The 24193-nt window shown below is 70.6% G+C and carries 18 protein-coding genes; 10 read left to right on the top strand and 8 right to left on the bottom strand.

The window, feature by feature from the left end:
• Positions 1 to 156: 156 nt before the first annotated feature.
• Positions 157 to 3294, bottom strand: a complete 3138-nt coding sequence (gene ileS, locus QQS16_RS13210) for an isoleucine--tRNA ligase (protein WP_286061838.1) — start codon at positions 3292 to 3294, stop codon at positions 157 to 159.
• Between the two features lie 599 nt (positions 3295 to 3893).
• On the opposite strand from ileS, the gene QQS16_RS13205 reads away from it, so the two are divergent.
• From QQS16_RS13205 to QQS16_RS13185, 5 genes are all read left to right on the top strand, one after another.
• Positions 3894 to 5075 carry a TraR/DksA family transcriptional regulator gene (locus QQS16_RS13205; protein ID WP_286061837.1) on the top strand — a complete coding sequence of 394 codons (1182 nt, stop codon included), beginning with the start codon at positions 3894 to 3896 and terminating at the stop codon, positions 5073 to 5075.
• Between the two features lie 70 nt (positions 5076 to 5145).
• Positions 5146 to 5757, top strand: a complete 612-nt coding sequence (lspA, locus tag QQS16_RS13200; protein WP_286061836.1) for a signal peptidase II — start codon at positions 5146 to 5148, stop codon at positions 5755 to 5757.
• 76 nt (positions 5758 to 5833) lie between these two features.
• The gene (locus QQS16_RS13195; RefSeq protein WP_286061835.1) at positions 5834 to 6778 is read left to right on the top strand and encodes an RluA family pseudouridine synthase; all 945 of its coding nucleotides are present in this window, start codon (positions 5834 to 5836) and stop codon (positions 6776 to 6778) included.
• Complete coding sequence (locus QQS16_RS13190; protein WP_286061834.1) at positions 6775 to 7242, top strand: GNAT family N-acetyltransferase; 468 nt, start codon at positions 6775 to 6777, stop codon at positions 7240 to 7242. Before QQS16_RS13195 ends, QQS16_RS13190 begins: the two co-directional genes overlap by 4 nt.
• A gap of 118 nt (positions 7243 to 7360) precedes the next feature.
• Positions 7361 to 8947, top strand: coding sequence for a Na+/H+ antiporter (locus tag QQS16_RS13185; RefSeq protein ID WP_286061833.1), 1587 nt, complete (start codon positions 7361 to 7363; stop codon positions 8945 to 8947).
• Between the two features lie 131 nt (positions 8948 to 9078).
• Here QQS16_RS13185 and QQS16_RS13180 read toward each other — a convergent pair whose 3' ends face one another.
• Entirely contained in the window at positions 9079 to 10206 is a 1128-nt protein-coding gene (locus QQS16_RS13180; protein WP_286061832.1) for a mechanosensitive ion channel family protein, read from the bottom strand.
• 139 nt (positions 10207 to 10345) lie between these two features.
• Between QQS16_RS13180 and QQS16_RS13175 the strand changes: the two genes are divergently transcribed.
• Positions 10346 to 10915 (top strand): dienelactone hydrolase family protein, encoded by a 570-nt coding sequence (locus QQS16_RS13175; protein ID WP_286061831.1) that lies wholly within the window; start codon positions 10346 to 10348, stop codon positions 10913 to 10915.
• 19 nt (positions 10916 to 10934) lie between these two features.
• On the opposite strand, the gene QQS16_RS13170 is transcribed toward QQS16_RS13175, so the two are convergent.
• From QQS16_RS13170 to QQS16_RS13150, 5 genes are all read right to left on the bottom strand, one after another.
• A complete protein-coding gene (locus QQS16_RS13170) occupies positions 10935 to 12617 on the bottom strand; it encodes an alkaline phosphatase D family protein (RefSeq protein ID WP_286061830.1) in 1683 nt (560 codons plus the stop codon).
• Positions 12618 to 12803: 186 nt separating this feature from the next.
• Complete coding sequence (locus QQS16_RS13165) at positions 12804 to 13157, bottom strand: hypothetical protein (RefSeq protein WP_286061829.1); 354 nt, start codon at positions 13155 to 13157, stop codon at positions 12804 to 12806.
• A 220-nt stretch (positions 13158 to 13377) separates the two neighbouring features.
• A complete protein-coding gene (locus QQS16_RS13160) occupies positions 13378 to 14199 on the bottom strand; it encodes a thioredoxin domain-containing protein (RefSeq protein ID WP_286061828.1) in 822 nt (273 codons plus the stop codon).
• Between the two features lie 129 nt (positions 14200 to 14328).
• Positions 14329 to 15027, bottom strand: a complete 699-nt coding sequence (locus tag QQS16_RS13155; protein ID WP_286061827.1) for a hypothetical protein — start codon at positions 15025 to 15027, stop codon at positions 14329 to 14331.
• 68 nt (positions 15028 to 15095) lie between these two features.
• Positions 15096 to 16445 (bottom strand): DUF2252 domain-containing protein, encoded by a 1350-nt coding sequence (locus QQS16_RS13150; protein WP_286061826.1) that lies wholly within the window; start codon positions 16443 to 16445, stop codon positions 15096 to 15098.
• 170 nt (positions 16446 to 16615) lie between these two features.
• On the opposite strand from QQS16_RS13150, the gene dnaE reads away from it, so the two are divergent.
• Positions 16616 to 20155, top strand: a complete 3540-nt coding sequence (gene dnaE, locus QQS16_RS13145) for a DNA polymerase III subunit alpha (protein ID WP_286061825.1) — start codon at positions 16616 to 16618, stop codon at positions 20153 to 20155.
• 120 nt (positions 20156 to 20275) lie between these two features.
• On the opposite strand, the gene QQS16_RS13140 is transcribed toward dnaE, so the two are convergent.
• Complete coding sequence (locus tag QQS16_RS13140) at positions 20276 to 20437, bottom strand: hypothetical protein (RefSeq protein ID WP_286061824.1); 162 nt, start codon at positions 20435 to 20437, stop codon at positions 20276 to 20278.
• Positions 20438 to 20678: 241 nt separating this feature from the next.
• On the opposite strand from QQS16_RS13140, the gene QQS16_RS13135 reads away from it, so the two are divergent.
• From QQS16_RS13135 to QQS16_RS13125, 3 genes are all read left to right on the top strand, one after another.
• Positions 20679 to 21899, top strand: coding sequence for an NYN domain-containing protein (locus QQS16_RS13135; RefSeq protein WP_286061823.1), 1221 nt, complete (start codon positions 20679 to 20681; stop codon positions 21897 to 21899).
• A gap of 398 nt (positions 21900 to 22297) precedes the next feature.
• On the top strand, positions 22298 to 23272 hold the full coding sequence (locus QQS16_RS13130; protein WP_286066309.1) for an ABC transporter ATP-binding protein: 975 nt from the start codon (positions 22298 to 22300) through the stop codon (positions 23270 to 23272).
• An 82-nt stretch (positions 23273 to 23354) separates the two neighbouring features.
• Positions 23355 to 24176, top strand: a complete 822-nt coding sequence (locus QQS16_RS13125; RefSeq protein WP_286061822.1) for an ABC transporter permease — start codon at positions 23355 to 23357, stop codon at positions 24174 to 24176.
• Positions 24177 to 24193: the final 17 nt, after the last annotated feature.

The raw sequence follows: 24193 nt of genomic DNA, 5'->3' as shown, positions 1-24193 counted from the left end.
TCGCGAAGGGGTACGCGCTCGAACGCCGTCAGGTCCGGTTGCCGTACGTCGTCCGGCGGTCGTGGGAGGGGTTGCCGGCGGGGCTTGCGCGCGGCTTCCCGCGTGCGGGGGCCCGGTCCCCCCTCGGGGGGACCGGGCCCTCCTGGTGGCGGGTGGCTACACCTTGCGGAGGCGGAAGGTGAGGGACAGGGCCTCGTCGGTGAACGGCTCGCCGTAGGAGTCGTCCGCCTCGCCCTGGGCGAAGTCCGTGGCGAGGACCTCGTCGGCGATCAGTCCGGCGTGCTCGCCGAGTGCCGCGACCACCGCCGGGTCGGTCGCCGTCCAGCGCAGGGCGATGCGGTCGGCGACGTCCAGGCCGCTGTTCTTGCGGGTCTCCTGGATCAGCCGGATCGCGTCGCGGGCCAGGCCCGCCTGACGGAGTTCCTCCGTGATCTCCAGGTCCAGCGCCACCGTGGCGCCCGAGTCGGACGCCACCGACCAGCCCTCGCGCGGCGTCTCCGTGATGATCACCTCGTCCGGAGCGAGGGTGACCGTCTCGCCGTCGACCTCCACGGACGCCGTGCCCTCGCGCAGGGCCAGCGACAGCGCAGCCGCGTCCGCGTTCGCGACGGCCTTCGCCACGTCCTGGACGCGCTTGCCGAACCGCTTGCCGAGGGCGCGGAAGTTGGCCTTCGCGGTGGTGTCGACCAGGCTGCCGCCGACCTCGCTGAGCGACGCCAGCGCCTCGACGTTCAGCTCCTCCGTGATCTGCGTGTGCAGCTCGGGGTTGAGGGAGGCGAAGCCGGTCGCGGCGACCAGGGCGCGCTTCAGCGGCTGGCGCGTCTTCACGCCGGACTCCGCGCGGGTGGCACGGCCCAGCTCCACGAGCCGTCGGACCAGGACCATCTGCTTCGACAGCTCCGGGTCGATCGCGGACAGGTCGGCCTCCGGCCAGGACGCCAGGTGCACCGACTCCGGGGCGCCCGCGGTGACCGGGACCACCAGGTCCTGCCAGACCCGCTCGGTGATGAACGGGGTCAGCGGGGCCATCAGCTTGGTGACCGTCTCCACGACCTCGTGCAGCGTGCGCAGCGCGGCCTTGTCGCCCTGCCAGAAGCGGCGGCGCGAGCGGCGGACGTACCAGTTGGACAGGTCGTCCACGAACGCGGACAGGAGCTTGCCGGCGCGCTGGGTGTCGTAGGACTCCAGGGACTGCGTGACCTGGTCGGTGAGCGCGTGGAGTTCGGACAGCAGCCAGCGGTCCAGGAGCGGGCGGTCGGCCGGGGCCGGGTCCGCCTCGGAGGGCGCCCAGCCCGAGGTGCGGGCGTACAGGGCCTGGAAGGCGACCGTGTTCCAGTAGGTGAGGAGGGTCTTGCGGACCACTTCCTGGATCGTGCCGTGGCCCACCCGGCGGGCCGCCCAGGGGGAGCCGCCGGCCGCCATGAACCAGCGGACCGCGTCCGCGCCGTGCTGGTCCATGAGCGGGATCGGCTGGAGGATGTTGCCCAGGTGCTTGGACATCTTGCGGCCGTCCTCGGCGAGGATGTGGCCGAGGCAGACCACGTTCTCGTACGACGACTTGTCGAAGACCAGGGTGCCGACGGCCATCAGCGTGTAGAACCAGCCGCGGGTCTGGTCGATGGCCTCGGAGATGAACTGCGCCGGGTAGCGGCTCTCGAACAGCTCCTTGTTCTTGTACGGGTAGCCCCACTGCGCGAACGGCATCGAGCCCGAGTCGTACCAGGCGTCGATGACCTCCGGCACGCGCGTGGCCGTCTGCTCGCACCGCGGGCAGGCGAAGGTGACGTCGTCGATGTACGGGCGGTGCGGGTCCAGGTCCGACTGGTCGGTGCCGGTCAGCTCGGTGAGCTCGGCGCGGGAGCCGACGACGGTGAGGTGGTCGTCCGCGCAGCGCCAGATCGGCAGCGGGGTGCCCCAGTAGCGGTTGCGGGACAGGGCCCAGTCGATGTTGTTGTTCAGCCAGTCGCCGTACCGGCCGTGCTTGACCGTGTCCGGGAACCAGTTGGTGTTCTCGTTCTCCTGGAGGAGACGGTCCTTGATGGCGGTGGTGCGGATGTACCAGGAAGGCTGCGCGTAGTAGAGGAGCGCGGTGTGGCAGCGCCAGCAGTGCGGGTAGCTGTGCTCGTACGGGATGTGCTTGAAGAGGAGGCCGCGCTGCTGGAGGTCCTCGGTCAGCTTCTCGTCCGCCTTCTTGAAGAAGACGCCGCCGACGAGCGGGACGTCCTCCTCGAAGGTGCCGTCGGGGCGGACCGGGTTCACGACCGGCAGGCCGTACGCGCGGCAGACCTTGAGGTCGTCCTCACCGAAGGCGGGGGACTGGTGGACCAGACCCGTGCCGTCCTCGGTCGTGACGTACTCGGCGTTCACGACGAAGTGCGCCTCGGCCGGGAACTCGACGAGCTCGAACGGTCGTTGATACGTCCAGCGCTCCATCTCGGCGCCGGTGAAGGTCTCGCCGGTGGTCTCCCAGCCCTCACCGAGCGACTTGGCGACGAGCGGCTCGGCGACGACCAGCTTCTCCTCGCCGTCCGTCGCGACGACGTAGGTGACCTCGGGGTGCGCGGCGACCGCCGTGTTGGACACCAGGGTCCAGGGGGTCGTCGTCCACACCAGGAGCGCTGCCTGGCCAGCGAGCGGACCGGAGGTGAGCGGGAAACGGACGTACACGGACGGGTCCACGACCGTCTCGTAGCCCTGGGCCAGCTCGTGGTCGGACAGGCCGGTGCCGCAGCGCGGGCACCAGGGGGCGACGCGGTGGTCCTGGACCAGCAGGCCCTTGGTGAAGATCTCCTTGAGCGACCACCAGACGGACTCGATGTACTCGGGGTCCATGGTGCGGTAGGGGTCGTTCAGGTCGGCCCAGTAGCCCATGCGGGTCGTGAGCTCTTCGAAGGCGTCGGTGTGCCGGGTCACGGACTCGCGGCACCTGGCGTTGAACTCGGCGATGCCGTACGCCTCGATGTCCTGCTTGCCGGAGAAGCCGAGCTCCTTCTCCACCGCCAGCTCCACCGGCAGGCCGTGGCAGTCCCAGCCGGCCTTGCGGGCCACGTGGTAACCGCGCATGGTGCGGAAGCGGGGGAAGACGTCCTTGAAGACGCGGGCCTCGATGTGGTGGGCGCCCGGCATGCCGTTGGCGGTGGGCGGGCCTTCGTAGAACACCCATTCGGGGCGGCCCTCGGACTGCTCCAGGCTCTTGGCGAAGATCTTCTGCTCGCGCCAGAAATCGAGCACCGCGTGCTCGAGCGCGGGCAGGTCGACCTGGGCGGGCACCTGGCGGTACGTCGGCGTTGTCATCAGCGGGCTTCCTCCGGCGGACTTGCTGCCTTCCGTCCGGAGGGACGAGAGCTGTGTCGTGCCCTGCGCCGTTTTCGGCGCGCTCCCGCGGTACCACCCTCCTTGGCCCGCCGGTGCGCCGTACGCACTGGTGAGCCCCCTCATTGGGGTCGCGATGCCGGTTCTACCGGCCGCTGCCGTTCGGCTGCGGCTTTCTTCCGGCGGCTCCGGGGTGATCTTCACGTCGCGCTCGCCCCCGGGCTTCCACCGTCCCCGGGTCGCTCTGGGCTGCGTACGCCGCTACTCGTCCCCATCCACGCTTTTCGCTCCGCCCAGTGTACGGCGCCGCGAGGACAGCGGCCGACCGGTTTTTCCGGCAGCCGGGCGTCCGGCGGCGCTCGTGTGACCCGAATGGCGAGGTGTGTCCGGCCGGATCCCTGGGACGGCCCGCCCGGCGGATTACCCGGCGGGGAGCTGGGCACAACGCAGGCAGGTTTGCCGCGCGGCATCCGCGAGGCGGGCGAATCGGGCGGTGTGCCCCGTTGCCGCGGGACTGGAGTCGATTTATCGTCCCAGCACGATTCGCGTGCAAGATCACAATATGTGAAGGGGCCGCGGCCATGGTGGCGAAGAAGACCGCCGTACAGCAGTCGGCGTCCGGGTCCACGGGTGCCTCCGGCGGTGCGGCCAAGGACGTCGGCGGGAAGAAGAGCGCGCTGGGGGGTGCTGCCAAGCGGGTGTCCGAAGCCGTGAAGGCGGTGGAGGCGGTGGAGGTGGCGAGAACGGTGGGGACGGCGGCGAAGAAGACCGTCGGGAAGAAGGTGCCCGCCAAGAAGGCGTCCGCCGGGAGCACGGGGGCGCGGCCCGAGAAGTCCGCCGCGGGGAAGGCGACGCAGAAGGCGGCGACGAAGAAGGCGGGGGCGAAGAACGCGGCTCCGGGGAAGCCTGGTGCCGAGAAGCAGAGTGCCGTGCCGCACGGCGCGGTGAAAGGTACGGCGACTGGGCGGAAACAGGCGGCAGCCGACAAGGCGGCAACCAAGAAGGCCACGGCCAAGAAGACCGCGGCCAAGAGGACCGCGGCCACGAAAGCGGCGTCCACCAAGGCGGTGGCCGGGACAGAGGCCGCTGTCCGGGAGGGCACCTCCCAGGAGAGCGCTCCCGCAGAGGGCGTCACCGCGGAGAGCGCCTCCACGAAGAGCGCAGCCACGACTGCGGGCACGAAGAGCGCAGCCAGGACGACTGCGGGCAAGAACAGCACGGCCAAGAAAAGTACGGCCAAGAACGCGGGCGCGGCCCAGGCCGCGAAGCAGACGGGAGCCACGACGGTGGTTGCGAAGAAGACCCCTGGCACGGCCACGGCGGCGAAGACCGCCGTACCCAAGGCGCGCCTCTCCGCGGCGGAGCCCGGCGAGCTCGCGGTGCGTCCCGGCGAGGACCCCTGGACCCCGGAAGAGGTCGCGGAGGCACGCGCCGAACTCCAGTCCGAGGCGACGCGGCTGAGCGACGAGATCACCGCCTCCGAGCAGTCCCTCGTGGGCCTGATGCGGGACTCCGGGGACGGCGCCGGCGACGACCAGGCGGACACCGGCACGAAGAACATCACGCGCGAGCACGAGATGGCCCTGGCGGCCAACGCGCGCGAGATGCTCCTCCAGACCGAGCGGGCCCTGGAACGGCTCGACGCGGGCACCTACGGCCTGTGCGAGAACTGCGGCAACCCGATCGGCAAGGCGCGCATGCAGGCGTTCCCGCGGGCCACGCTGTGTGTCGAGTGCAAGCAGAAGCAGGAACGCCGGTACTGACCAGTACCCGGGTGCCGGCGGGCGTGCCGTACTCTCGTCCTCAGTCAGGTACCTAGGTCGAGGGACTCACGTGGCAGAGGCGGAGCGCATCATCGGTACGCCGGACTCCCCGGACGGGACGGGAGCCGAACCGGAGCAGTCGTCCGGTCCCGATTCCGGCTCGGACGGGCAGGAGAGCGCCGGCGCGCGGCCCCGGGGCAAGCGGCGCATCGCGGTCCTGTTCGCGGTCGCCGCCTTCGCGTACGCCCTCGACCTGGTCAGCAAGATGATCGTGGTGGCCAAGCTGGAGCACCACGCGCCCGTCGAGATCATCGGGGACTGGCTGAGGTTCGAGGCGATCCGCAACGCGGGCGCCGCCTTCGGGTTCGGCGAGGCCTTCACCGTGATCTTCACGGTGATCGCGGCGGCCGTGATCGTGGTGATCGTCCGGCTCGCCCGCAAGCTCTACAGCCTGCCCTGGGCCATCGCGCTCGGCATGCTGCTCGGTGGTGCGCTGGGCAACCTCACCGACCGGATCTTCCGGTCGCCGGGGGTGTTCGAGGGCGCGGTCGTCGACTTCATCGCGCCCAAGCACTTCGCCGTCTTCAACCTGGCCGACTCGGCGATCGTGTGCGGCGGCATCCTGATCGTGCTGCTGTCGTTCAAGGGGCTGGACCCGGACGGGACCGTCCACAAGGACTGAGCCCGCGAGGGGTTCGCGCAGGGGTTGTCCACAGGCTCCGTACGAGGGTGACCGGCCCGTCCGGCATACTCGACGGGTGAGTACCGTTCCCGAGATCCGAACCCTGCCCGTGCCCGACGGCCTGGAGGGCGAGCGCGTCGACGCCGCCATCTCCCGCATGTTCGGCTTCTCCCGTACGAAAGCCGCCGAGCTCGCCGCGGCGGGGAAGGTCACGGTCGACGGCTCGGTGGTCGGGAAGTCCGAGCGGGTGCACGGCGGGGCCTGGCTCGAGGTCGAGATGCCGCAGGCGCCCGCCCCGGTGCAGGTGGTCGCCGAGCCGGTCGAGGGCATGGAGATCGTGCACGACGACGACGACGTGGTCGTGATCGTCAAGCCGGTCGGTGTCGCCGCCCACCCCTCGCCCGGCTGGACCGGGACGACCGTCATCGGCGGACTGGCCGCCGCCGGGTACCGCGTCTCGACCTCCGGCGCCGCCGAGCGCCAGGGCATCGTGCACCGCCTGGACGTGGGCACCTCCGGCCTGATGGTGGTGGCCAAGTCGGAGTACGCGTACACCTCGCTCAAGCGCCAGTTCAAGGAGCGCACGGTCGACAAGCGCTACCACGCGCTGGTCCAGGGCCACCCCGACCCGACCAGCGGCACCATCGACGCGCCCATCGGCCGCCACCCCCAGCACGACTACAAGTGGGCGGTCACCGCCGAGGGCAAGCCCTCCGTCACCCACTACGACCTCATCGAGGCGTTCCGCGCGGCCTCCCTGCTGGACGTGAAGCTGGAGACGGGGCGCACCCACCAGATCCGCGTCCACATGGCCGCCCACCGCCACCCCTGCGTCGGCGACCTGACCTACGGCGCCGACCCGACCCTCGCCAAGCGGCTGGGCCTGTCCCGGCAGTGGCTGCACGCGGTCCGGCTCGGCTTCGAGCACCCCGGGGACGGACAGTGGGCGGAGTTCGAGTGCGGCTACCCGGAGGACCTTCAGAGGGCCCTGGACCAGGTCCGCGAGGAGACGTACGCGTGAGCCCGGCGTACGTGCTGCGGGTCGCCGAGGACCCCGCCGACCGTGAGGCCTGCTTCGCGGTGCGCAAGGAGGTCTTCGTCGGTGAGCAGGGCGTCGCCGAGGACATCGAGTACGACGCGTACGACGCCGGCGCCCTGCACGTGCTGGCGGTCCGGGAGGACGGCGTACCGCTCGGGACCGGGCGGCTGCTGTACGGCGAGGCGGCCGCGGACAGGACCGACGGCGACCCGTCCGTGGGATCGCTGGGGCGGCTGGCCGTGACGCGGGCCGCGCGCGGGCTCGGTGTGGGCGCCGCCCTCGTCCGGGCCATCGAGGACGCGGCACGCGCGCGTGGGCTCACCGCGGTGGACCTGCACGCGCAGACCCACGCGCTGGGGTTCTACGAGCGGCTGGGATACGTGGCGTACGGTCCGGAGTTCCTGGACGCGGGGATCCCGCACCGGTCCATGCGCCGGACCCTGTGACCGGCCGGGACCCTGTGACCGGCCGGGACCCGGGGGACGGCCGGGGCCGGTGACCGCGGTGGCGTGGCAGGCTTGAGGTCCGCTGTGTGACCGCCGAGACGACCCCGGAGCACTGACCGTGGATCAGTTGGCCCTGCTGTTCGCGTTGTTGCTCGGCGCTGTGGTGAGTGTCCCGGTCGGGGAGCGGCTGCGGCTGCCGGCGCCGGTGCTGATGACGCTCCTCGGGATCGTCCTGGCGCTCGCCGACTTCGTGCCCAACGTCGACATCCCGCCGGACCTCATCCTGCCCCTGCTGTTGCCGCCGCTCCTGTACGCCGCCGTACGGCGCACGTCCTGGCGGCAGTTCACGGCCAACGTACGGCCGATCCTCCTGCTGGCCGTGGCGCTGGTGTTCGTCACCACCGTGTGCGTGGCCGCCGTCGCGCACGCGATCGTGCCGGGGCTGCCGATCGCCGCCGCCGTCGCGCTCGGCGCGCTGGTGGCGCCGCCCGACCCGGTCGCCGCGACCGCCGTCGCCGGGCAGCTCGGTCTGCCGCGCCGGCTGGTGTCCATCCTGGAGGGCGAGGGGCTCTTCAACGACGTCACGGCCATCGTCCTGTACCACGTGGCGATCGCCGCGGCCGTGAGCGGGACCTTCTCGCCCTGGGAGGCCGGGCTCGACCTGGTGCTGTCCGCCGTCGTCGCGGTGGCGGTCGGGCTGGCGCTCGGCTGGGGCGCCAACAAACTGATGGACCTGCTCGACGACGCCACCCTGCAGATCGGGCTCACGCTGTTGGTGCCGTTCGCCTCCTATGTCCTGGCGGAGGAGTTCCACGGGTCCGGGGTGCTCGCCGTGCTCACCACCGCGCTGTTCCTCGCCGAGTACGCCACCGACGCGGACGACGTGCTGACCCGGCTGGCCGGGCACACCTTCTGGAACATCGTCGACACGCTGGTCACGGGCGTGGCGTTCGGGCTGATCGGGCTGGAGCTGCACAACGCGATCCGGACGGCGTCCGGGCGGTGGGGCGAGATGCTCGGGTGGGCGGCGGTGATCGTGGCGGTGGTGGTGTTCGTACGGCTGCTGTGGCTGCTGCCGGCGACCTGGCTGACCCGGCGACTGCACGCGAAGCGGGACTACGACGAGGACATCCCGACCAGCTGGCGGGAGACCGTCGTGATGTGGTGGTCGGGGATGCGGGGGGTCGCGTCGGTCGCGCTGGCGCTGGCGATCCCGTTGGAGACCGACGACGGAGCCGCCTTCCCCGGGCGGGACGAGATCGTGTTCGTCGCGTTCGGGGTGATCATGGCGACGCTGGTGCTCCAGGGGCTGACCCTGCCGTGGCTGGTGAAGCGGCTCGGAGTGCGGGCGGACACGGACCGGGAGAAGGAGTTCGAGAAGGCGCTGGCCGTACGGGCGGCGAAGGCGGCGAAGCGGCGGCTCAGGGAGATCGAGGCGGTGGAGGAACTGCCGGAGGAACTGTCCGAGCAGATGCTCCGGCGGGCCTTCGACATCGGGATGCGGATCAGTCCTGACCTGGGCGAGGACGAGCGGCGGGAGGCGCATCAGCAGCGGGTGCGGAGGCTGAAGCGGGTGCGGAGGATCCAGGGCGAGATGCTGAGTGCGGCGCGGCACGAGGTGCTGGCGGCGCGCAGTGAGCCCGGGGCGGATCCGGAGGTGGTGGACCGGGTGCTGCGCCACCTCGATGTGCGGAGTCTGAAGTGACCTCCGGTGCGCGCACCACCCGTCTCCGGTCGGACGGGAACCGGCCCCGCGTGTGAGGCATCGCACACCGGTGGCCACGGGTCCGTGTTCCCACGTCGGCCCGCGGCCACCGGTGCCGGATCAGCGGCGCGTCAGCGGTGCTTGGTCGTGGCGTGGCCCAGGCCGTCCCGCTGCCGGGGCGGGCCACCGTTGCTGTGGCTATTGCCGTTGCCGTTGCTGCGGCTGTGGAGCAGGGCGGCGTCCGCCGTGTTGACGCGGGGGAGGGCGTACGGGTGTTCCTCGGAGAGCCAGCGGATCATGCGCTCGCGGACCGTCACCCGCACCGTCCAGACGTCGTCCGCGTCCTTGGCGGTCACCAGGGCCCGTACCTGCATGGTGGTCGGGGTGGTGTCCGTCACGTCCAGCCCGTAGGCGCGGCCGTCCCAGGCCGCGCACTCGCGCAGGATGTCGCGGAGCTTGTCGCGCATCGCGTCCAGGGGGGCCATGTGGTCGAGGTGCCAGTAGACGATGCCGGTCATCTGCGGGGTGCCGCGCGACCAGTTCTCGAACGGCTTGGACGTGAAGTACGAGACCGGCATCGTGATCCGGCGCTCGTCCCAGGTCCGGACGGTCAGGAACGTCAGGGTGATCTCCTCGACCGTGCCCCACTCGCCGTCCACCACGACCGTGTCACCGATGCGCACCATGTCGCCGAACGCGATCTGCAGCCCCGCGAACATGTTGCTGAGCGTCGACTGGGCGGCGACACCGGCGACGATGCCGAGGATGCCGGCCGAGGCCAGCAGCGAGGCCCCCGCCGCGCGCATCGCCGGGAACGTCAGCAGCATCGCGGCCACCGCCACCACCCCGACGACCGCGGCGACCACCCGCATGATGAGCGTCACCTGGGTGCGCACCCGGCGTACCCGGGCCGGGTCGCGGTGGGCGCGCGCGTAGTGGGTGTACGACGTCTCCACGATCGCGGCGGCGATCCGGATCACCAGCCAGGCCGCGGCTCCGATGAGGACGAGCGAGAGCGCCCGCCCGATCGCGACCTCGTGCCGCTCCAGCAACTGGGCCTCGTCATAGGCCCCTCTCAGCATGGCCGCGCACAGGACGAGCTGGTAGGGGATGCGGCCGCGGCGCAGCAGACCCCACATCGGGGTCTCGTGGTGTCGTGCGTCGGCCTTGCGCAGCAGCAGGTCGGTGGCCCAGCCGAGGAGCAGCGTGAGCAGGACCGAGCCGCCGACCACGATCAGTGGGCGGAGTATGTTCTCCATGCCTCCGAACGTAACCGGCCACGGGCGTTGATGAACATGTGACTTCCGACGCCATGTGGGTACGGCGGTGCTCCCGTGCCGCGCTCCGTGCTCCCGTGCCGCGCTCCGTGGTGTCGTACCCGGCTGGCACCATGGCCTCATGAACATCATGCTTTTCCACTCGACCTACGGTCCGAGGCCCGCCGTGGGTGCGGCGGCGGACCGGCTGCGCGCCGCCGGGCACGAGGTGTGGACGCCGGACCTCTTCGAGGGGCGCACGTTCGACACGGTCGAGGAGGGCATGGCCTTCAACCAGGAGACCGGCAAGGACGAGTTGCTCAAGCGGGCCGTCCTGGCCGCCGCGCCCTACTCGGAACGCGGGCTGGTGTACGCCGGTTTCTCGCTCGGCGCCTCCATCGCGCAGACCCTCGCCCTCGGCGACGAGAAGGCCCGCGGCCTGCTGCTCCTGCACGGCACGTCGGACCTCGCGCCCAACCTGTCGGTCGACGGCCTGCCCGTCCAGCTGCACGTCGCCGAGCCGGACCCCTTCGAGACCGACGACTGGCTGAGCGCCTGGTACCTGCAGATGCGCAGAGCGGGCGCCGACGTCGAGATCTACCGGTACGCCGGGGCCGGCCACCTCTACACCGACCCCGGACTGCCCGACTACGACGAGGAGGCCGCCGAGACCACCTGGCGGGTGGCACTCGGCTTCCTCGACAGCCTGTAGCCGGGCCGGCCGCCGGCGGTTACACGGGGTCGTACGTCCGCTCCACCTTCTGCGTGCCGGAGCGGGTGCGGTAGGAACGGGCCCACGAAGACGTCGCGTCGGGCTTCGTGCGGTCGGACAGGACGTAGTAGTCCATCTGCGCCCGGTCGGCGGTGACGTCCAGCACGCCGTAGCCGTGGCGGTCGGTGTCGACCCAGTGGACGTGCCGGTTGGCGGCCTTGATGACCGGCGCGGCGATCGCGGAGATGCTGCCCTCGGGCGCCTTCACGAGGTCGTCGAGGTTGTCGGAGGTCACCGACGTGACGACGAACTCGGTGGCGGCCGAGGCGGACAGCGGGTAGGTGCCGGCGTTCACCGGCACGTCGTTGGCCCACGCCATGTGGATGTCGCCGGTCAGGAACACGGTGTTGCGGACGGCGTTCGCGCGCAGGTGGGCCAGCAGTTCCCGGCGGTCGTCCGTGTAGCCGTCCCACTGGTCGGGGTTGAGGGCGAGGCCCTCCTTCGGCAGGCCCAGCAGCTCGGCGAGCGGCTTGAGGAGGTCCGCGGTGAGCGAGCCGATCGCGAACGGCGAGATCATCACCGAGTTGCCCACCAGCCGCCAGGTGGTGTCGGAGGACGTCAGCCCCGCCTTCAGCCAGTCGAGCTGGGCCCGGCCGGTGAGGGTACGGTCCGGGTCGTCGACCGCCCCGTTGCCGACGGCGGCCTGCTGCGAGCGGAAGGACCGCAGGTCGAGCAGCGAGAGGTCGGCGAGCCTGCCGAAGCGCAGCCGCCGGTAGGTGGTGCCCGCGACCGCCGTGCGCACCGGCATCCACTCGAAGTACGCCTGCTTGGCGGCGGCCTGGCGGGCGGACCAGGCGCCCTCGGTGCCCTCGGTGTGGTTCTCCGCGCCGCCCGACCAGGCGTCGTTGGCGAGCTCGTGGTCGTCCCAGATCGCGACCACGGGAGCGGCGGCGTGCAGGGACTGGAGGTCGGGGTCGGTCTTGTAACGGCCGTGCCGGACGCGGTAGTCGGCCAGGGTGAGGATCTCGTGGGCGGGCGCGTGCGGCTGTACGACGGTGTCACGGGTGCCGTACTCGCCGGTGCCGTACTCGTAGACGTAGTCGCCCAGGTGCAGCCAGGCGTCCAGGTCGCCGCGGGCAGCGAGGTGGCGGTACGCCGAGAAGTGGCCGGCCTCCCAGTTGGCGCAGGAGACCACGCCGAAACGCAGACCTGTCACGGCGGCGTCCGCCGCGGGCGCGGTGCGGGTACGTGCCACCGGGGAGTCCGTGCCGCCGGCCGAGAAGCGGAAGTAGTAGTCGGTGGCCGGCTGAAGGCCGCGGATGTCGGCCTTGACGGTGTGGTCGGAGGCGGCGGTGGCGGTGGCCGAACCCTTCGTGACCACGTTCGCCAGCGCCTTGTCCGTGGCGACCACCCAGCTCACCTCGGTGTCCGGGCCGAGTCCGGAGCCCGGTGTCGCCTCGGCGACGGGCGTCACCCGGGTCCACAGCAGGATGCCGTCGGGCAGCGGGTCACCGGAGGCGAGGCCGTGCAGGAAGGCCGGTGTCTCCGTGACGGCACGGGCCGGGAGCGCGGCGCCGAGCGGGCCGGCCAGCACAGCGGTCGCCACCGCGGCCTTGACGACCGTACGACGGCGCGGAGAAAGGGAGTCGGGGCGCTCGGACGGGACGTCGGCGCTCGTTGATGATCTGTATCGACTTGTCACGGACAATCAGATTACTGACCAGTACGACAGAGAGCAGGCGAACCGGAGAGAAGTTCGCCCGCTCTTCGGCTGCGCGTCAGGCGCCGAGTCCCGCGGCACGGAATGGCGGGCGTCGCGGCCGGCCTCCCGCCGTGACGCCCGCGGTCGCGCCCGTGAACTGACGGGCGGTCACGGAAAAAGACTCAGTCAGCAGATGTTTACCGACCCGGACGTCAGGGACAGGTTCTCGGAGAAGATCCAGCCCTTGGTCTGACCGCTTCCCACGCGCCCGTACACCCAGAAGTTCCCGGACGTGTTGTAGACGCCGCACCATGCGTGGAACGCTGTGCCAGGCACCACGGACTGGGTCTGCGCGCATGACGCAAACGGGCCGTTCCGTAAATGCCCCACCACGACTTTGAGCTCGCCATTGGAATTGTTGGTGCCGGTGCTTCCGCATCCATAGGTGGCCGCGCTGGCTGACGTCGCCCCACCTACGGCGATGCCCCCGATTGCCGCCGATGTGGCGACGATCGACACCAGAGCTTTCTTGAATTTCATCTTTCCTCCTGCAACTCGTTTTGGGTCGGTGCGGCGTGAACGTTACCTCGCTCGAGTGCTGGATGTAAACGGCATGTTTTCGGATTCGCATTTGGCTTGATCATTGCGGCCCCCGCGATGAATATGGGGGCATTTCGTGCTTTTGTGAATTTCCCGGGTCAGGTTCCCGAGAAAGACGGAATGCCCCGGACCGGTCCACGGTCCGGGGCATTCCGGGTGATCAGGCCTTGAGTGCTGAAGCGATTGCGGTTTCGTAGTCGGCCACGCTCATGGGTACGCTGCCGTTGCTGCCGTTCACGAGCTTGCCGTCCATCACGAGGGACGGAGTTCCCTGGATTTTGAACTTCTCGCTGTCCGTGTCGAACCTCTCGCTCATGACGAGCGCCCACTTGTCGTAGGTGCCGTTCTTCACGGCGGTCTGGAACTTCGTGTTGCTCTTCAGAGCGGGGACCGTGTCCGCCACCTTGATCAGGTAGGAGTCGTCCTTGAACTTGTCGTCGGTCTCCTCGGGGTGGTACTTCGTCGAGTACAGCGCGTTCTTGTAGTCGAGGAAAGCCTCGGGACTGACGTTGAGCGCCGCGCCGAGAGCGCTCAACGCGTTCTTCGAGCCCTCGCCGCCGAGCTTGTCGTCGAGGAAGGTGGCGCCCACGAACTGGATCTTGTACTTGCCGTCCGTGACGTCCTTGTCGACGGTCGAGCCGACGGCCTGCTCGAACTGGGCGCAGATGGGACAGCGCGGGTCCTCGTATATCGCGAGGGTCTTCTTGGCGCTGTCCTTGCCGATGGTGACGGTCGTGCCGTTCTCGCCGCTGGTGTTGGCCGGCTTGACGAGCTTCTCGCTCTGGGCGTTCTCCCAGTACTCGGGCTTGTTGGCCTGGGCGACGGCGTAGCCTATGCCGCCGGCCAGCGCCAGCACGCCGACGACCGAACCGGCGACGACCGCCTGCCGCTTGACCTTGGCGCGCTTGGCCTGCCGCTCACGCTCCAGGCGCAGCCGTTCCCGGGCGGCCGTCTTCGCTTCCTTGCTGTTCCGCTTGCTCATGGTGGTGTGCTCCGTAAGGGGACGCGCACAGGACGGTGTCGTGTGCGGGATACGTAGGGGGACTGACTGGTGCTCAGGTGCGGTTCGGCGCCGCTCCGGCTCAGCCGCGGCCGCTCGGGCCCGACGCGGTCAGGCGTGGGCGAACGCGACCGAGCACGGCGGTCCACGCCGTCCCAGGGAGTGCACGAGGATCCGCTCGCGCGCGGTGGCCGTACGGCGGACAGGGCGCCGCGGGAGACGTACCGAGGGGGCCGTGCGGACCGTCACGGCCGCGACCGCGAGCAGCAGCGGACGGAACGTGGTGGCGGTCACCGCCCGCAGCAGCTGGGCCAGCGCCCGCTCGCCGCGGCGCAGCCAGGCGGCGGCGAGCAGGCCGACACCGACGTGCGCGCCGAGCAGCAGCCAGGCGGTCGCCGGATCGGTGTGGACGAGCAGGCCGGCCACCCGGTCGGGGTCGGCGCCCGTCATCCGGGTCAGCGGGGCGCCCACACCGGTGCCGTCGCCGCACAGCACGTCGAGGCCGACGGAGCGCAGGGGGCCGGTGACCGGGCCGCCGGCCGCGCCGTAACAGACGTGCTGGCCGGCGGTGAACACGGTGTCGGCGGCCAGCTCCAGCGGGATCAGCAGGGTGGCGATCCGGCCGAAGCCGCGCTCCCGGCCGGCCAGCGCGTACGCGACGAGGAACACGACGGCGGCGATCACCGCCACCGTGTTCAGCGGCAGCGGGACCCGGGACAGCAGCACGTGCGACGCGCTGCTGAGCGTCACGACGAGCGCCGTGAACAGTGCCGCGCGTACGGCTCTGAGGTGAGTCCCGGATATGTCCATAGCGGAGAAGAGTCTGTCACGTGAGCCTGTAAGAGACCCCTAAAGGATCCCTGTGAGTGGCCTCTCCGTCACAGACCCGGAATCCGGCCGTTGCGGAACAGGTCCACGAAGATCTGGTGGTCGGCACGCGCGCGTGCGCCGTAGTCGTGCGCGAAGTCGACCAGCAGGCCCGCCAGGCCGGCGCCGTCGTCGGAGTCCGCCGCGAGCGCCGCGTCGATGGCCCGCTCGGTGGAGAACGGCACCAGGGACTCGCCGGACTGGTCGTCCGCCGCCGCGTGCATCGTGGCGGTGGCCCGGCCCAGGTCGGCGACGACCGCCGCGATCTCCTCCGGGTCGTCGATGTCGCCCCAGTCGAGGTCCACGGCGTACGGCGAGACCTCGGCGACCAGTTGGCCGGCGCCGTCCAGCTCGGTCCAGCCCAGCCACGGGTCGGCGTGCGCCTGGAGGGCGCGCTGCGAGATCACCGTGCGGTGGCCCTCGTGCTGGAAGTAGTCCCGGATCGCCGGGTCGGTGACGTGGCGGGAGACGGCCGGCGTCTGGGCCTGCTTGATGTAGATCACCACATCGTTCTCCAGGGCGTCGCTGTGCCCCTCCAGGAGGATGTTGTACGACGGCAGACCGGCCGAGCCGATGCCGATGCCGCGGCGGCCGACGACGTCCTTCACGCGGTACGAGTCCGGGCGGGCCAGCGATGTCTCCGGCAGCGTCTCCAGGTAGCCGTCGAAGGCGGCGAGGACCTTGTAGCGGGTGGCCGCGTCCAGCTCGATGGAGCCGCCGCCCGCGGCGAACCGGCGCTCGAAGTCACGGATCTCCGTCATCGAGTCGAGCAGGCCGAAGCGGGTGAGGGAGCGGGCCACGCGCAGCGCGCCGAGGAGCGGGCCGTCGGCCGTGTCCAGGGTGAAGGGCGGCACCTCGTCGCTCTTGGCGCCGGCGGCCAGCGCGTGGATCCGCTCGCGGTACGCGCCCGCGTACACCCGCACCAGCTCGGTGATCTGGCCGTCGCTGAGCGCCTTCGCGTACCCGATGAGGGCGATGGAGGCGGAGAAGCGCTTGAGGTCCCAGGTGAAGGGGCCGACGTACGCCTCGTCGAAGTCGTTGACGTTGAAGATCAGGCGGCCCTGGGAGTCCATGTACGTGCCGAAGTTCTCGGCGTGCAGGTCGCCGTGGATCCACACGCGCGAGGTGCGCTCGTCCAGGTACGGGCCGCCCCGCTGCGATCCGGCAGCGTCGTGAGCCGTCAGGTCGTGGTAGAAGAGGCACGCCGTACCCCGGTAGAAGGCGAAGGCCGAGGCCGCCATCTTCCGGAACTTCACGTGGAACGCGGCCGGGTCGGCGGCCAGGAGCTGGCCGAAGGCGGTGTCGAAGACGGCGAGAATCTCCTCGCCGCGGTGCTCCTCGTCGAGCTGCGGAACCGACATCGCGGGGTGCCTCCTGGTGCAGTGCGTGGACGACAGCGTCTCTGCCGTCTCCAACGCCCGAAGGTACGTGGGAGTGCCCGCGCGGTGTCAGTGGCGAGGCATAGACTTCGACGCTGTCCCCCCAGACTGCCCGCAGCCTGTCGTCGAGTGTTTCCCTTGGAGGCCGAGCCGTGTCAAAGCCGCCGTTCACGCACCTGCATGTCCACACCCAGTACTCGCTGCTGGACGGTGCCGCGCGGCTGAAGGACATGTTCGACGCGTGCAACGAGATGGGCATGACGCACATCGCCATGTCCGACCACGGCAACCTGCATGGCGCGTACGACTTCTTCCACTCGGCGAAGAAGGCCGGCGTCACCCCGATCATCGGGATCGAGGCCTATGTCGCCCCCGAGTCGCGGCGCAACAAGCGCAAGATCCAGTGGGGCCAGCCGCACCAGAAGCGCGACGACGTGTCGGGTTCCGGTGGCTACACCCACAAGACGATCTGGGCGGCGAACGCGACCGGCCTGCACAACCTCTTCAAGCTCTCCTCGGACGCGTACGCGGAGGGCTGGCTGCAGAAGTGGCCCCGGATGGACAAGGAGACCATCTCCCAGTGGTCCGAGGGGCTCATCGCCTCCACCGGCTGCCCCTCGGGCGAGGTGCAGACCCGGCTGCGCCTCGGCCAGGAGGAGGAGGCCCTGAAGGCGGCGGCCGACTACCAGGACATCTTCGGCAAGGACCGCTACTTCCTGGAGCTGATGGACCACGGCATCGAGATCGAGCGCCGGGTCCGCCAGGGGCTCCTCGACATCGGCAAGAAGCTCGGCATCCCGCCGCTGGTCACCAACGACTCGCACTACACGTACGCGCACGAGGCGACCGCGCACGACGCGCTGCTGTGCATCCAGACCGGCAAGAACCTCTCCGACCCGGACCGCTTCCGCTTCGACGGGACCGGCTACTACCTGAAGTCCACGGACGAGATGTACGCCGTCGACTCCTCGGACGCCTGGCAGGAGGGCTGCGCCAACACCCTCCTGGTGGCCGAGCAGATCGACACGACCGGCATGTTCGAGGCCAAGAACCTCATGCCGAAGTTCGACATCCCCGAGGGCTACACCGAGGTCAGCTGGTTCAAGGAGGAGGTCCGCCGCGGCATGGAGCGCCGCTTCCCGGGCGGCATCCCCGAGGACCGCCAGAAGCAGGTCGAGTACGAGATGGACGTCATCATCCAGATGGGGTTCCCGGGCTACTTCCTCGTTGTCGCCGACTTCATCATGTGGGCCAAGAACAACGGCATCGCGGTCGGCCCCGGCCGAGGCTCCGCGGCCGGCTCGATCGTCGCGTACGCCATGGGCATCACCGACCTCGACCCGATCCCGCACGGTCTGATCTTCGAGCGGTTCCTCAACCCCGAGCGCGTCTCCATGCCCGACGTCGACATCGACTTCGACGAGCGTCGGCGCGTCGAGGTGATCCGGTACGTGACCGAGAAGTACGGCGCCGACAAGGTCGCCATGATCGGCACCTACGGCAAGATCAAGGCGAAGAACGCCATCAAGGACTCCGCGCGCGTCCTGGGCTACCCGTACGCGATGGGCGACCGCCTCACCAAGGCGATGCCCGCCGACGTCCTGGGCAAGGGCATCGACCTGAACGGCATCACCGACCCTTCGCATCCCCGTTACAGCGAGGCGGCCGAGATCCGCGCGATGTACGAGAACGAGCCGGACGTGAAGAAGGTCATCGACACCGCCAAGGGCGTCGAGGGCCTGGTCCGGCAGATGGGTGTGCACGCGGCGGGCGTGATCATGTCCAGCGAGCCCATCGTCGACCACGCCCCCATCTGGGTGCGGCACACCGACGGCGTGACCATCACGCAGTGGGACTACCCCCAGTGCGAGTCGCTGGGCCTGCTGAAGATGGACTTCCTGGGCCTGCGCAACCTCACGATCATGGACGACGCCATCAAGATGGTGAAGGCCAACAAGGGCATCGATCTGGAGATGCTCGCCCTCCCGCTGGACGACCCCACGACCTTCGAACTGCTCTGCCGCGGTGACACCCTCGGTGTCTTCCAGTTCGACGGCGGCCCGATGCGCTCGCTGCTGCGCCAGATGCAGCCCGACAACTTCGAGGACATCTCCGCCGTCTCGGCCCTGTACCGGCCGGGCCCGATGGGCATGAACTCGCACATCAACTACGCGGAGCGCAAGAACGGCCGCCAGGAGATCACGCCGATCCACAAGGAGCTGGAGGAGCCGCTCGAAGAGGTCCTCGCGGTCACCTACGGCCTGATCGTCTACCAGGAGCAGGTCCAGAAGGCCGCCCAGATCATCGCCGGGTACTCGCTCGGCGAGGCCGACATCCTGCGCCGCGTGATGGGCAAGAAGAAGCCCGACGAGCTGGCGAAGAACTTCACCATCTTCCAGGCCGGCGCCAAGAAGAACGGCTACAGCGACGAGGCCATCCAGGCCCTGTGGGACGTGCTGGTCCCCTTCGCCGGATACGCCTTCAACAAGGCGCACTCGGCCGCGTACGGACTGGTCTCGTACTGGACGGCGTACCTGAAGGCGAACTACCCCGCCGAGTACATGGCCGCGCTGCTGACCTCGGTCAAGGACGACAAGGACAAGTCGGCCGTCTACCTCAACGAGTGCCGGCGCATGGGCATCAAGGTGCTGCCGCCGAACGTCAACGAGTCCGAGTCGAACTTCGCCGCCCAGGGTGACGACGTGATCCTCTTCGGCCTCTCGGCCGTCCGCAACGTCGGCACCAACGTCGTCGAGTCGATCATCAAGAGCCGCAAGACGAAGGGGAAGTACACCTCCTTCCCCGACTACCTCGACAAGGTCGAGGCGGTCGTCTGCAACAAGCGGACCACGGAATCACTGATCAAGGCCGGCGCCTTCGACTCCATGGGACACACCCGCAAGGGGCTCACCGCGCAGTACGAGCCGATGATCGACAACGTCGTCGCGGTCAAGCGCAAGGAGGCCGAGGGCCAGTTCGACCTCTTCGGCGGCATGGGCGAGGAGGAGAACACCGAGCCCGGCTTCGGGCTGGACGTGGAGTTCACCACCGAGGAGTGGGAGAAGACGTATCTGCTCGCGCAGGAGCGGGAGATGCTCGGCCTGTACGTCTCCGACCATCCGCTGTTCGGCCTGGAGCACGTGCTGTCCGACAAGGCGGACGCGGGCATCGCCCAGCTCACCGGAGGTGAGCACTCCGACGGCGCGGTGGTGACCATCGGCGGGATCATCTCCGGTCTTCAGCGCAAGATGACCAAGCAGGGCAACGCCTGGGCCATCGCCACCGTCGAGGACCTCGCCGGTTCCATCGAGTGCATGTTCTTCCCGGCGACCTACCAGCTGGTGTCGACCCAACTGGTGGAGGACGCCGTGGTGTTCGTCAAGGGACGCCTCGACAAGCGGGAGGACGTGCCCCGCCTGGTCGCCATGGAACTCCAGGTGCCCGACCTGTCGAACGCGGGCACCAACGCGCCCGTGATCCTCACCATCCCGGCCACCCGGGTCACCCCGCCCATGGTCAGCCGCCTCGGCGAGATCCTGAGCCACCACAAGGGCGAGAGCGAGGTCCGGATCAGACTCCAGGGCCCGCGCAAGACGACCGTGCTGCGTCTGGACCGGCACCGCGTCAAGCCCGACCCGGCGCTGTTCGGCGACCTGAAGGTGCTGCTGGGCCCGTCCTGCCTGGCGGGCTGACGACGGGCCGACGCGAGCCGACGGCGGGCTGACGACGGGCTCTTGACGTACGCGAGGGGCGCATCCGGCACTGGATGCGCCCCTCGGTGCGTGCGCGGGCGACGGCCCGTCACGCGGAGGTCAGTTGTGACCGAAGCGCTTCCCGCGGCCCTTGCGGGCCATGTCACCGGGAGTCACCTGGGTGGAGCGCTGTTCGTCCTGGGGCTCCATCGACGGCTGCTGTGCCGTCTGCGGAGCGCGCTCGGCCGGCTGCTTACGGTCACGGCTCTTGTTCTTGGCCATGGTGATCTGCCTCCTGTGGGGGATCTCGGGCTTGTCCTTCGGTTCAGCCCTGGGCCGCGACCAGATTCACATAGGCTGACAAAGAACGCATGTCGGATCACTACCGTCCGTGATCGTGCTCATCGGGGTATGCCTCCCCGAAACGCCACGCCGAAGATCGAGTTCCGGCCGTTAACCCCCGCGTGGTCGGGCAGACTCGAAGCAAGCCCGAAGCAAACCTCCCGGGAAGAGGGTGAGTCGTGTGGACCGCTGCATCGTCCTGGTGGACGCCGGGTATCTGCTGGGGGCCGCCGCCAGTCTCCTCGCCGGGGAACCGTCGCGATCCCGGATCACCGTCGACCACAGCGCCCTCATCCAAGGACTGCGCGAACGCGCCGAGTCCGACACGGAACGGCCGTTGCTGCGCATCTACTGGTTCGACGGCGCCCCCGACCGCGTCCCGCAGCCCGAGCACCGCAGGCTGCGCGTGATGCCCCGGGTCACCGTCCGGCTCGGCGCCCTGACCCGCAGCGACGGACGCTGGGCCCAGAAGGGCGTGGACGCCGCCATGCACGCCGAGTTGACGGAACTCGCCCGCAACCGCGCCTGTTCCGACATCGTCCTGGTCACCGGCGACGGGGACCTGCTGCCGGGCATGATGGCCGCCAAGGAGCACGGAGTCGCCGTCCATCTGTGGGCCGTGCAGGCCGCCGACGGGGACTACAACCAGTCCGAGGACCTGGTCGCCGAGGCCGACGAGCGGCGGGTGCTCGACCGCGCGTGGATCACCAAGGCCGTACGCGCCAAGGAGTTCGGCGGGATCTGCGCGCCGCCGCCGGTGCCGCGGCCCGAGATCGCCGCGATCCTGTCGGCGCCGCTGCCCGAGTCCGCGCTCACCCGCTCGGGCGAGCGGTCCGCCGAGGCGGAGGAGCACGCCACGGCGGCCGACGCCTCGGAGAACGGGACGCAGGAGCGGGTGCCCGCGCCCAAGGGCGTGCCCACCCCGAAGGACCTGGCCGCGCTGCGCGCGCCCGGTGTCCAGCCCGCCCCGCCCCCCACGACCGCGACCCTGCGCTGGTCCTCGGACAAGGGCTGGGTCGACCGGCCCGGTGGGGCCGCCGAGCCGCCCGAGGTCGCCTCGATGCCGACGCTCGCCCAGGTGACCACGGCCGAGCAGCGGTGGGCCGACCGGGAGGAGGACATCACCACGGTCGGCGGGGACCCGTTCGAGGTGGGGCAGGTCTTCGCGCGGCGGTGGATGGAACGGCTCGGCGACCAGGGCCACCTGCAGAAGCTGTCCGGGATGTATCCGCGCATTCCGCACCGTATCGACGGCGAACTGCTGCGGTACGCCGCCCGCTTCGGGCTGCTCGCGCACAAGGACGACCAGATCGACGAGCACGACCGGTATGCCATCCGGGCCGGGTTCTGGCGGGAGATCGACGTGCGCACGGCGGCCGAGCACGCCCCCGCCGCCGACTGAGAACGGGCGAGCAGGGTCCTGGGGGCGGCTGGGATGGGCCGCAAGGCCTTGGGGTCGGCTGTGACCGGCTGCGACCGGTCGAACGCGCCCCTGCGGCTGGCTGAGACCGGGCGAGCGCGGTCCTGGGGTCGGCTCGGATGGGCCGAGCGTGCCCCGTCACCGGGTGAAACCGGGCGAGCACGGCCCTGCGGAGTGGCTGCGACCGGCTGAGCGCGTCCCGCCGCTGAGTGGGACCGGGCAGTACGCCCCGCGGCCGGCTCCGCGCGGCCGCGCGAGATCTTTACCGCTGGAATTCCCGTTATGGGCCGACCCGGCAGCGGGCCGGGGCGGCGGACCCCGTAGGCTCGTCCCTTGTGAGTACGCGCGCGGCACAGGCACTTCGACACAGCGGTGATGTCGTGTGCGCGGTGCGCGGACTGACCAAGACCTATCCGGCGGTACGCGGCCGGCGCGGTGTTCCCCCGACGCCCCAGGTGACAGCCACCGACGACGTACGGCTGGACATCAGGCGCGGCGAGATCTTCGGGCTGCTCGGGCCGAACGGTGCCGGGAAGACCACCCTCGTACGACAGCTGACCGGGCTGATGCGGCCCGACCGCGGGAGCGTCGAGATCCTCGGGCACGACATCGTGCGCCATCCGGAGCGGGCCTCCCGGATCCTCGCCTACCTGGGCCAGGAGTCCAGCGCCCTGGACGAGCTCACGGTGTCGCTCGCCGCCGAGACCACCGGCCGGCTGCGCGGACTCGACGTGGGGCGGGCGCGGGCCGAGCGGGACGCCGTACTGGACGAGCTGGGCCTGGCCGCGCTCGCCGGACGGCCGATCAAGAAGCTGTCCGGCGGACAGCGCCGCCTGGCCTGCTTCGCCGCCGCGCTGGTGGGGCGGCGGCCGTTGCTGGTGCTCGACGAGCCGACCACCGGCATGGACCCCGTGGCGCGGCGCGCGGTGTGGGGCGCCGTCGACCGGCGCCGGGCCGAGCACGGGGCGACCGTCCTGCTCGTCACCCACAACGTCATCGAGGCCGAGACCGTCCTCGACCGGGTCGCCGTCCTGGACCGGGGCCGGGTGATCGCCTGCGACAGCCCCACCGGCCTCAAGGAACAGGTCGCCGACGAGGTGCGGGTCGACCTGGTGTGGCGCGAGACGGCTCCGCTGCACGTCCCCGAGGTCGCCGCGCTGCGGGACCGGGCCGTGGAGTCCGGGCGCCGCTGGACCCTGCGGCTCGCCCCGGACGAGGCCCGCGCGGTCGTCGCCACCGTCACCGGCGGGGCGGCCTTCGCCGCGCTGGACGACTTCACGCTCGCCACCCCGAGCCTGGAGGACGTGTACCTGGCGCTGGGCGGCGCCGCACAGCAGGGACTGGTGAAGGCGTGAGCACGTTGAGTACAGGGACCGCCGTATCCGTACGGGACGGGGCGAGGGCCGGAGTGACACCGAGTAAGGGGAGCCGCACGAGGTGAGTGTCGTACCCGCCGAGGTTCTGCCGGGCAGCGCCCTGGCCGTGGAGGAGCCGGTCCGGGAAGCCGCCGAGCTCGGTCCGCGCGCGCGACTGTGGCCGGCGCTGGCGGCCGTGTACCGGGCGCAGCTGTCCCGGGCGCGGGTCGCGCGCATCCCGCTGCTGTTCGTGGCGACCTTCCAGTCGGTCGGGATCATGATCCTGATGCGTGGGGTCGTGGACGGCGGGGGCGAGGCGCAGGCGGTGGTGGCCGGCTCGTCGGTCCTGGTGGTCGCCTTCGTCGCGCTGAACCTGCTGGCGCAGTACTTCGGCCAGCTGCGGGCCAGCGGCGGGCTCGACCACTACGCCACCCTGCCCGTGCCGCCGGCGGCGGTGGTGCTGGGCGCGGCGGGCGCGTACGCCTCCTTCACCGTGCCGGGGACCGTGGTGACCGCGGTCTTCGGGTCGCTGCTGTTCGGACTTCCGCTGACGCACCTGTGGGTGCTCGTGGCCGTCATCCCCCTCGCGGGGGCCGCGCTCGCCGGGCTCGGGGCCGCCCTCGGGCTGCTCGCGCCCCGTCCGGAACTGGCCACGCTGCTCGGCCAGCTCGGCATGTCGGCGGCGCTGCTGCTGGGGGTGCTGCCCGCGGACCGGATGCCCGAGGCGGTGCGCTTCACCCGGGATCTGCTGCCCTCGACGTACGGGGTCGAGGCATTCGCACGCACCTTCGAGCCGGATCCCGACTGGGCCTTCGTCCTCGGTGATCTGGCCGTCTGCGCCGGCGTCGGCGTGTTGTCGCTGGCCGTCGCCACCTGGGCGTACCGCCGGGCGGCCGTCCGGTGACGCGCCGCACGGGCGCG

It is taken from the genome of Streptomyces sp. ALI-76-A, from assembly GCF_030287445.1.
GTDB lineage: Bacteria > Actinomycetota > Actinomycetes > Streptomycetales > Streptomycetaceae > Streptomyces.
Note: the sequence above shows the minus strand (reverse complement) of the source record. Positions and strands in the feature narration are given on the sequence as shown.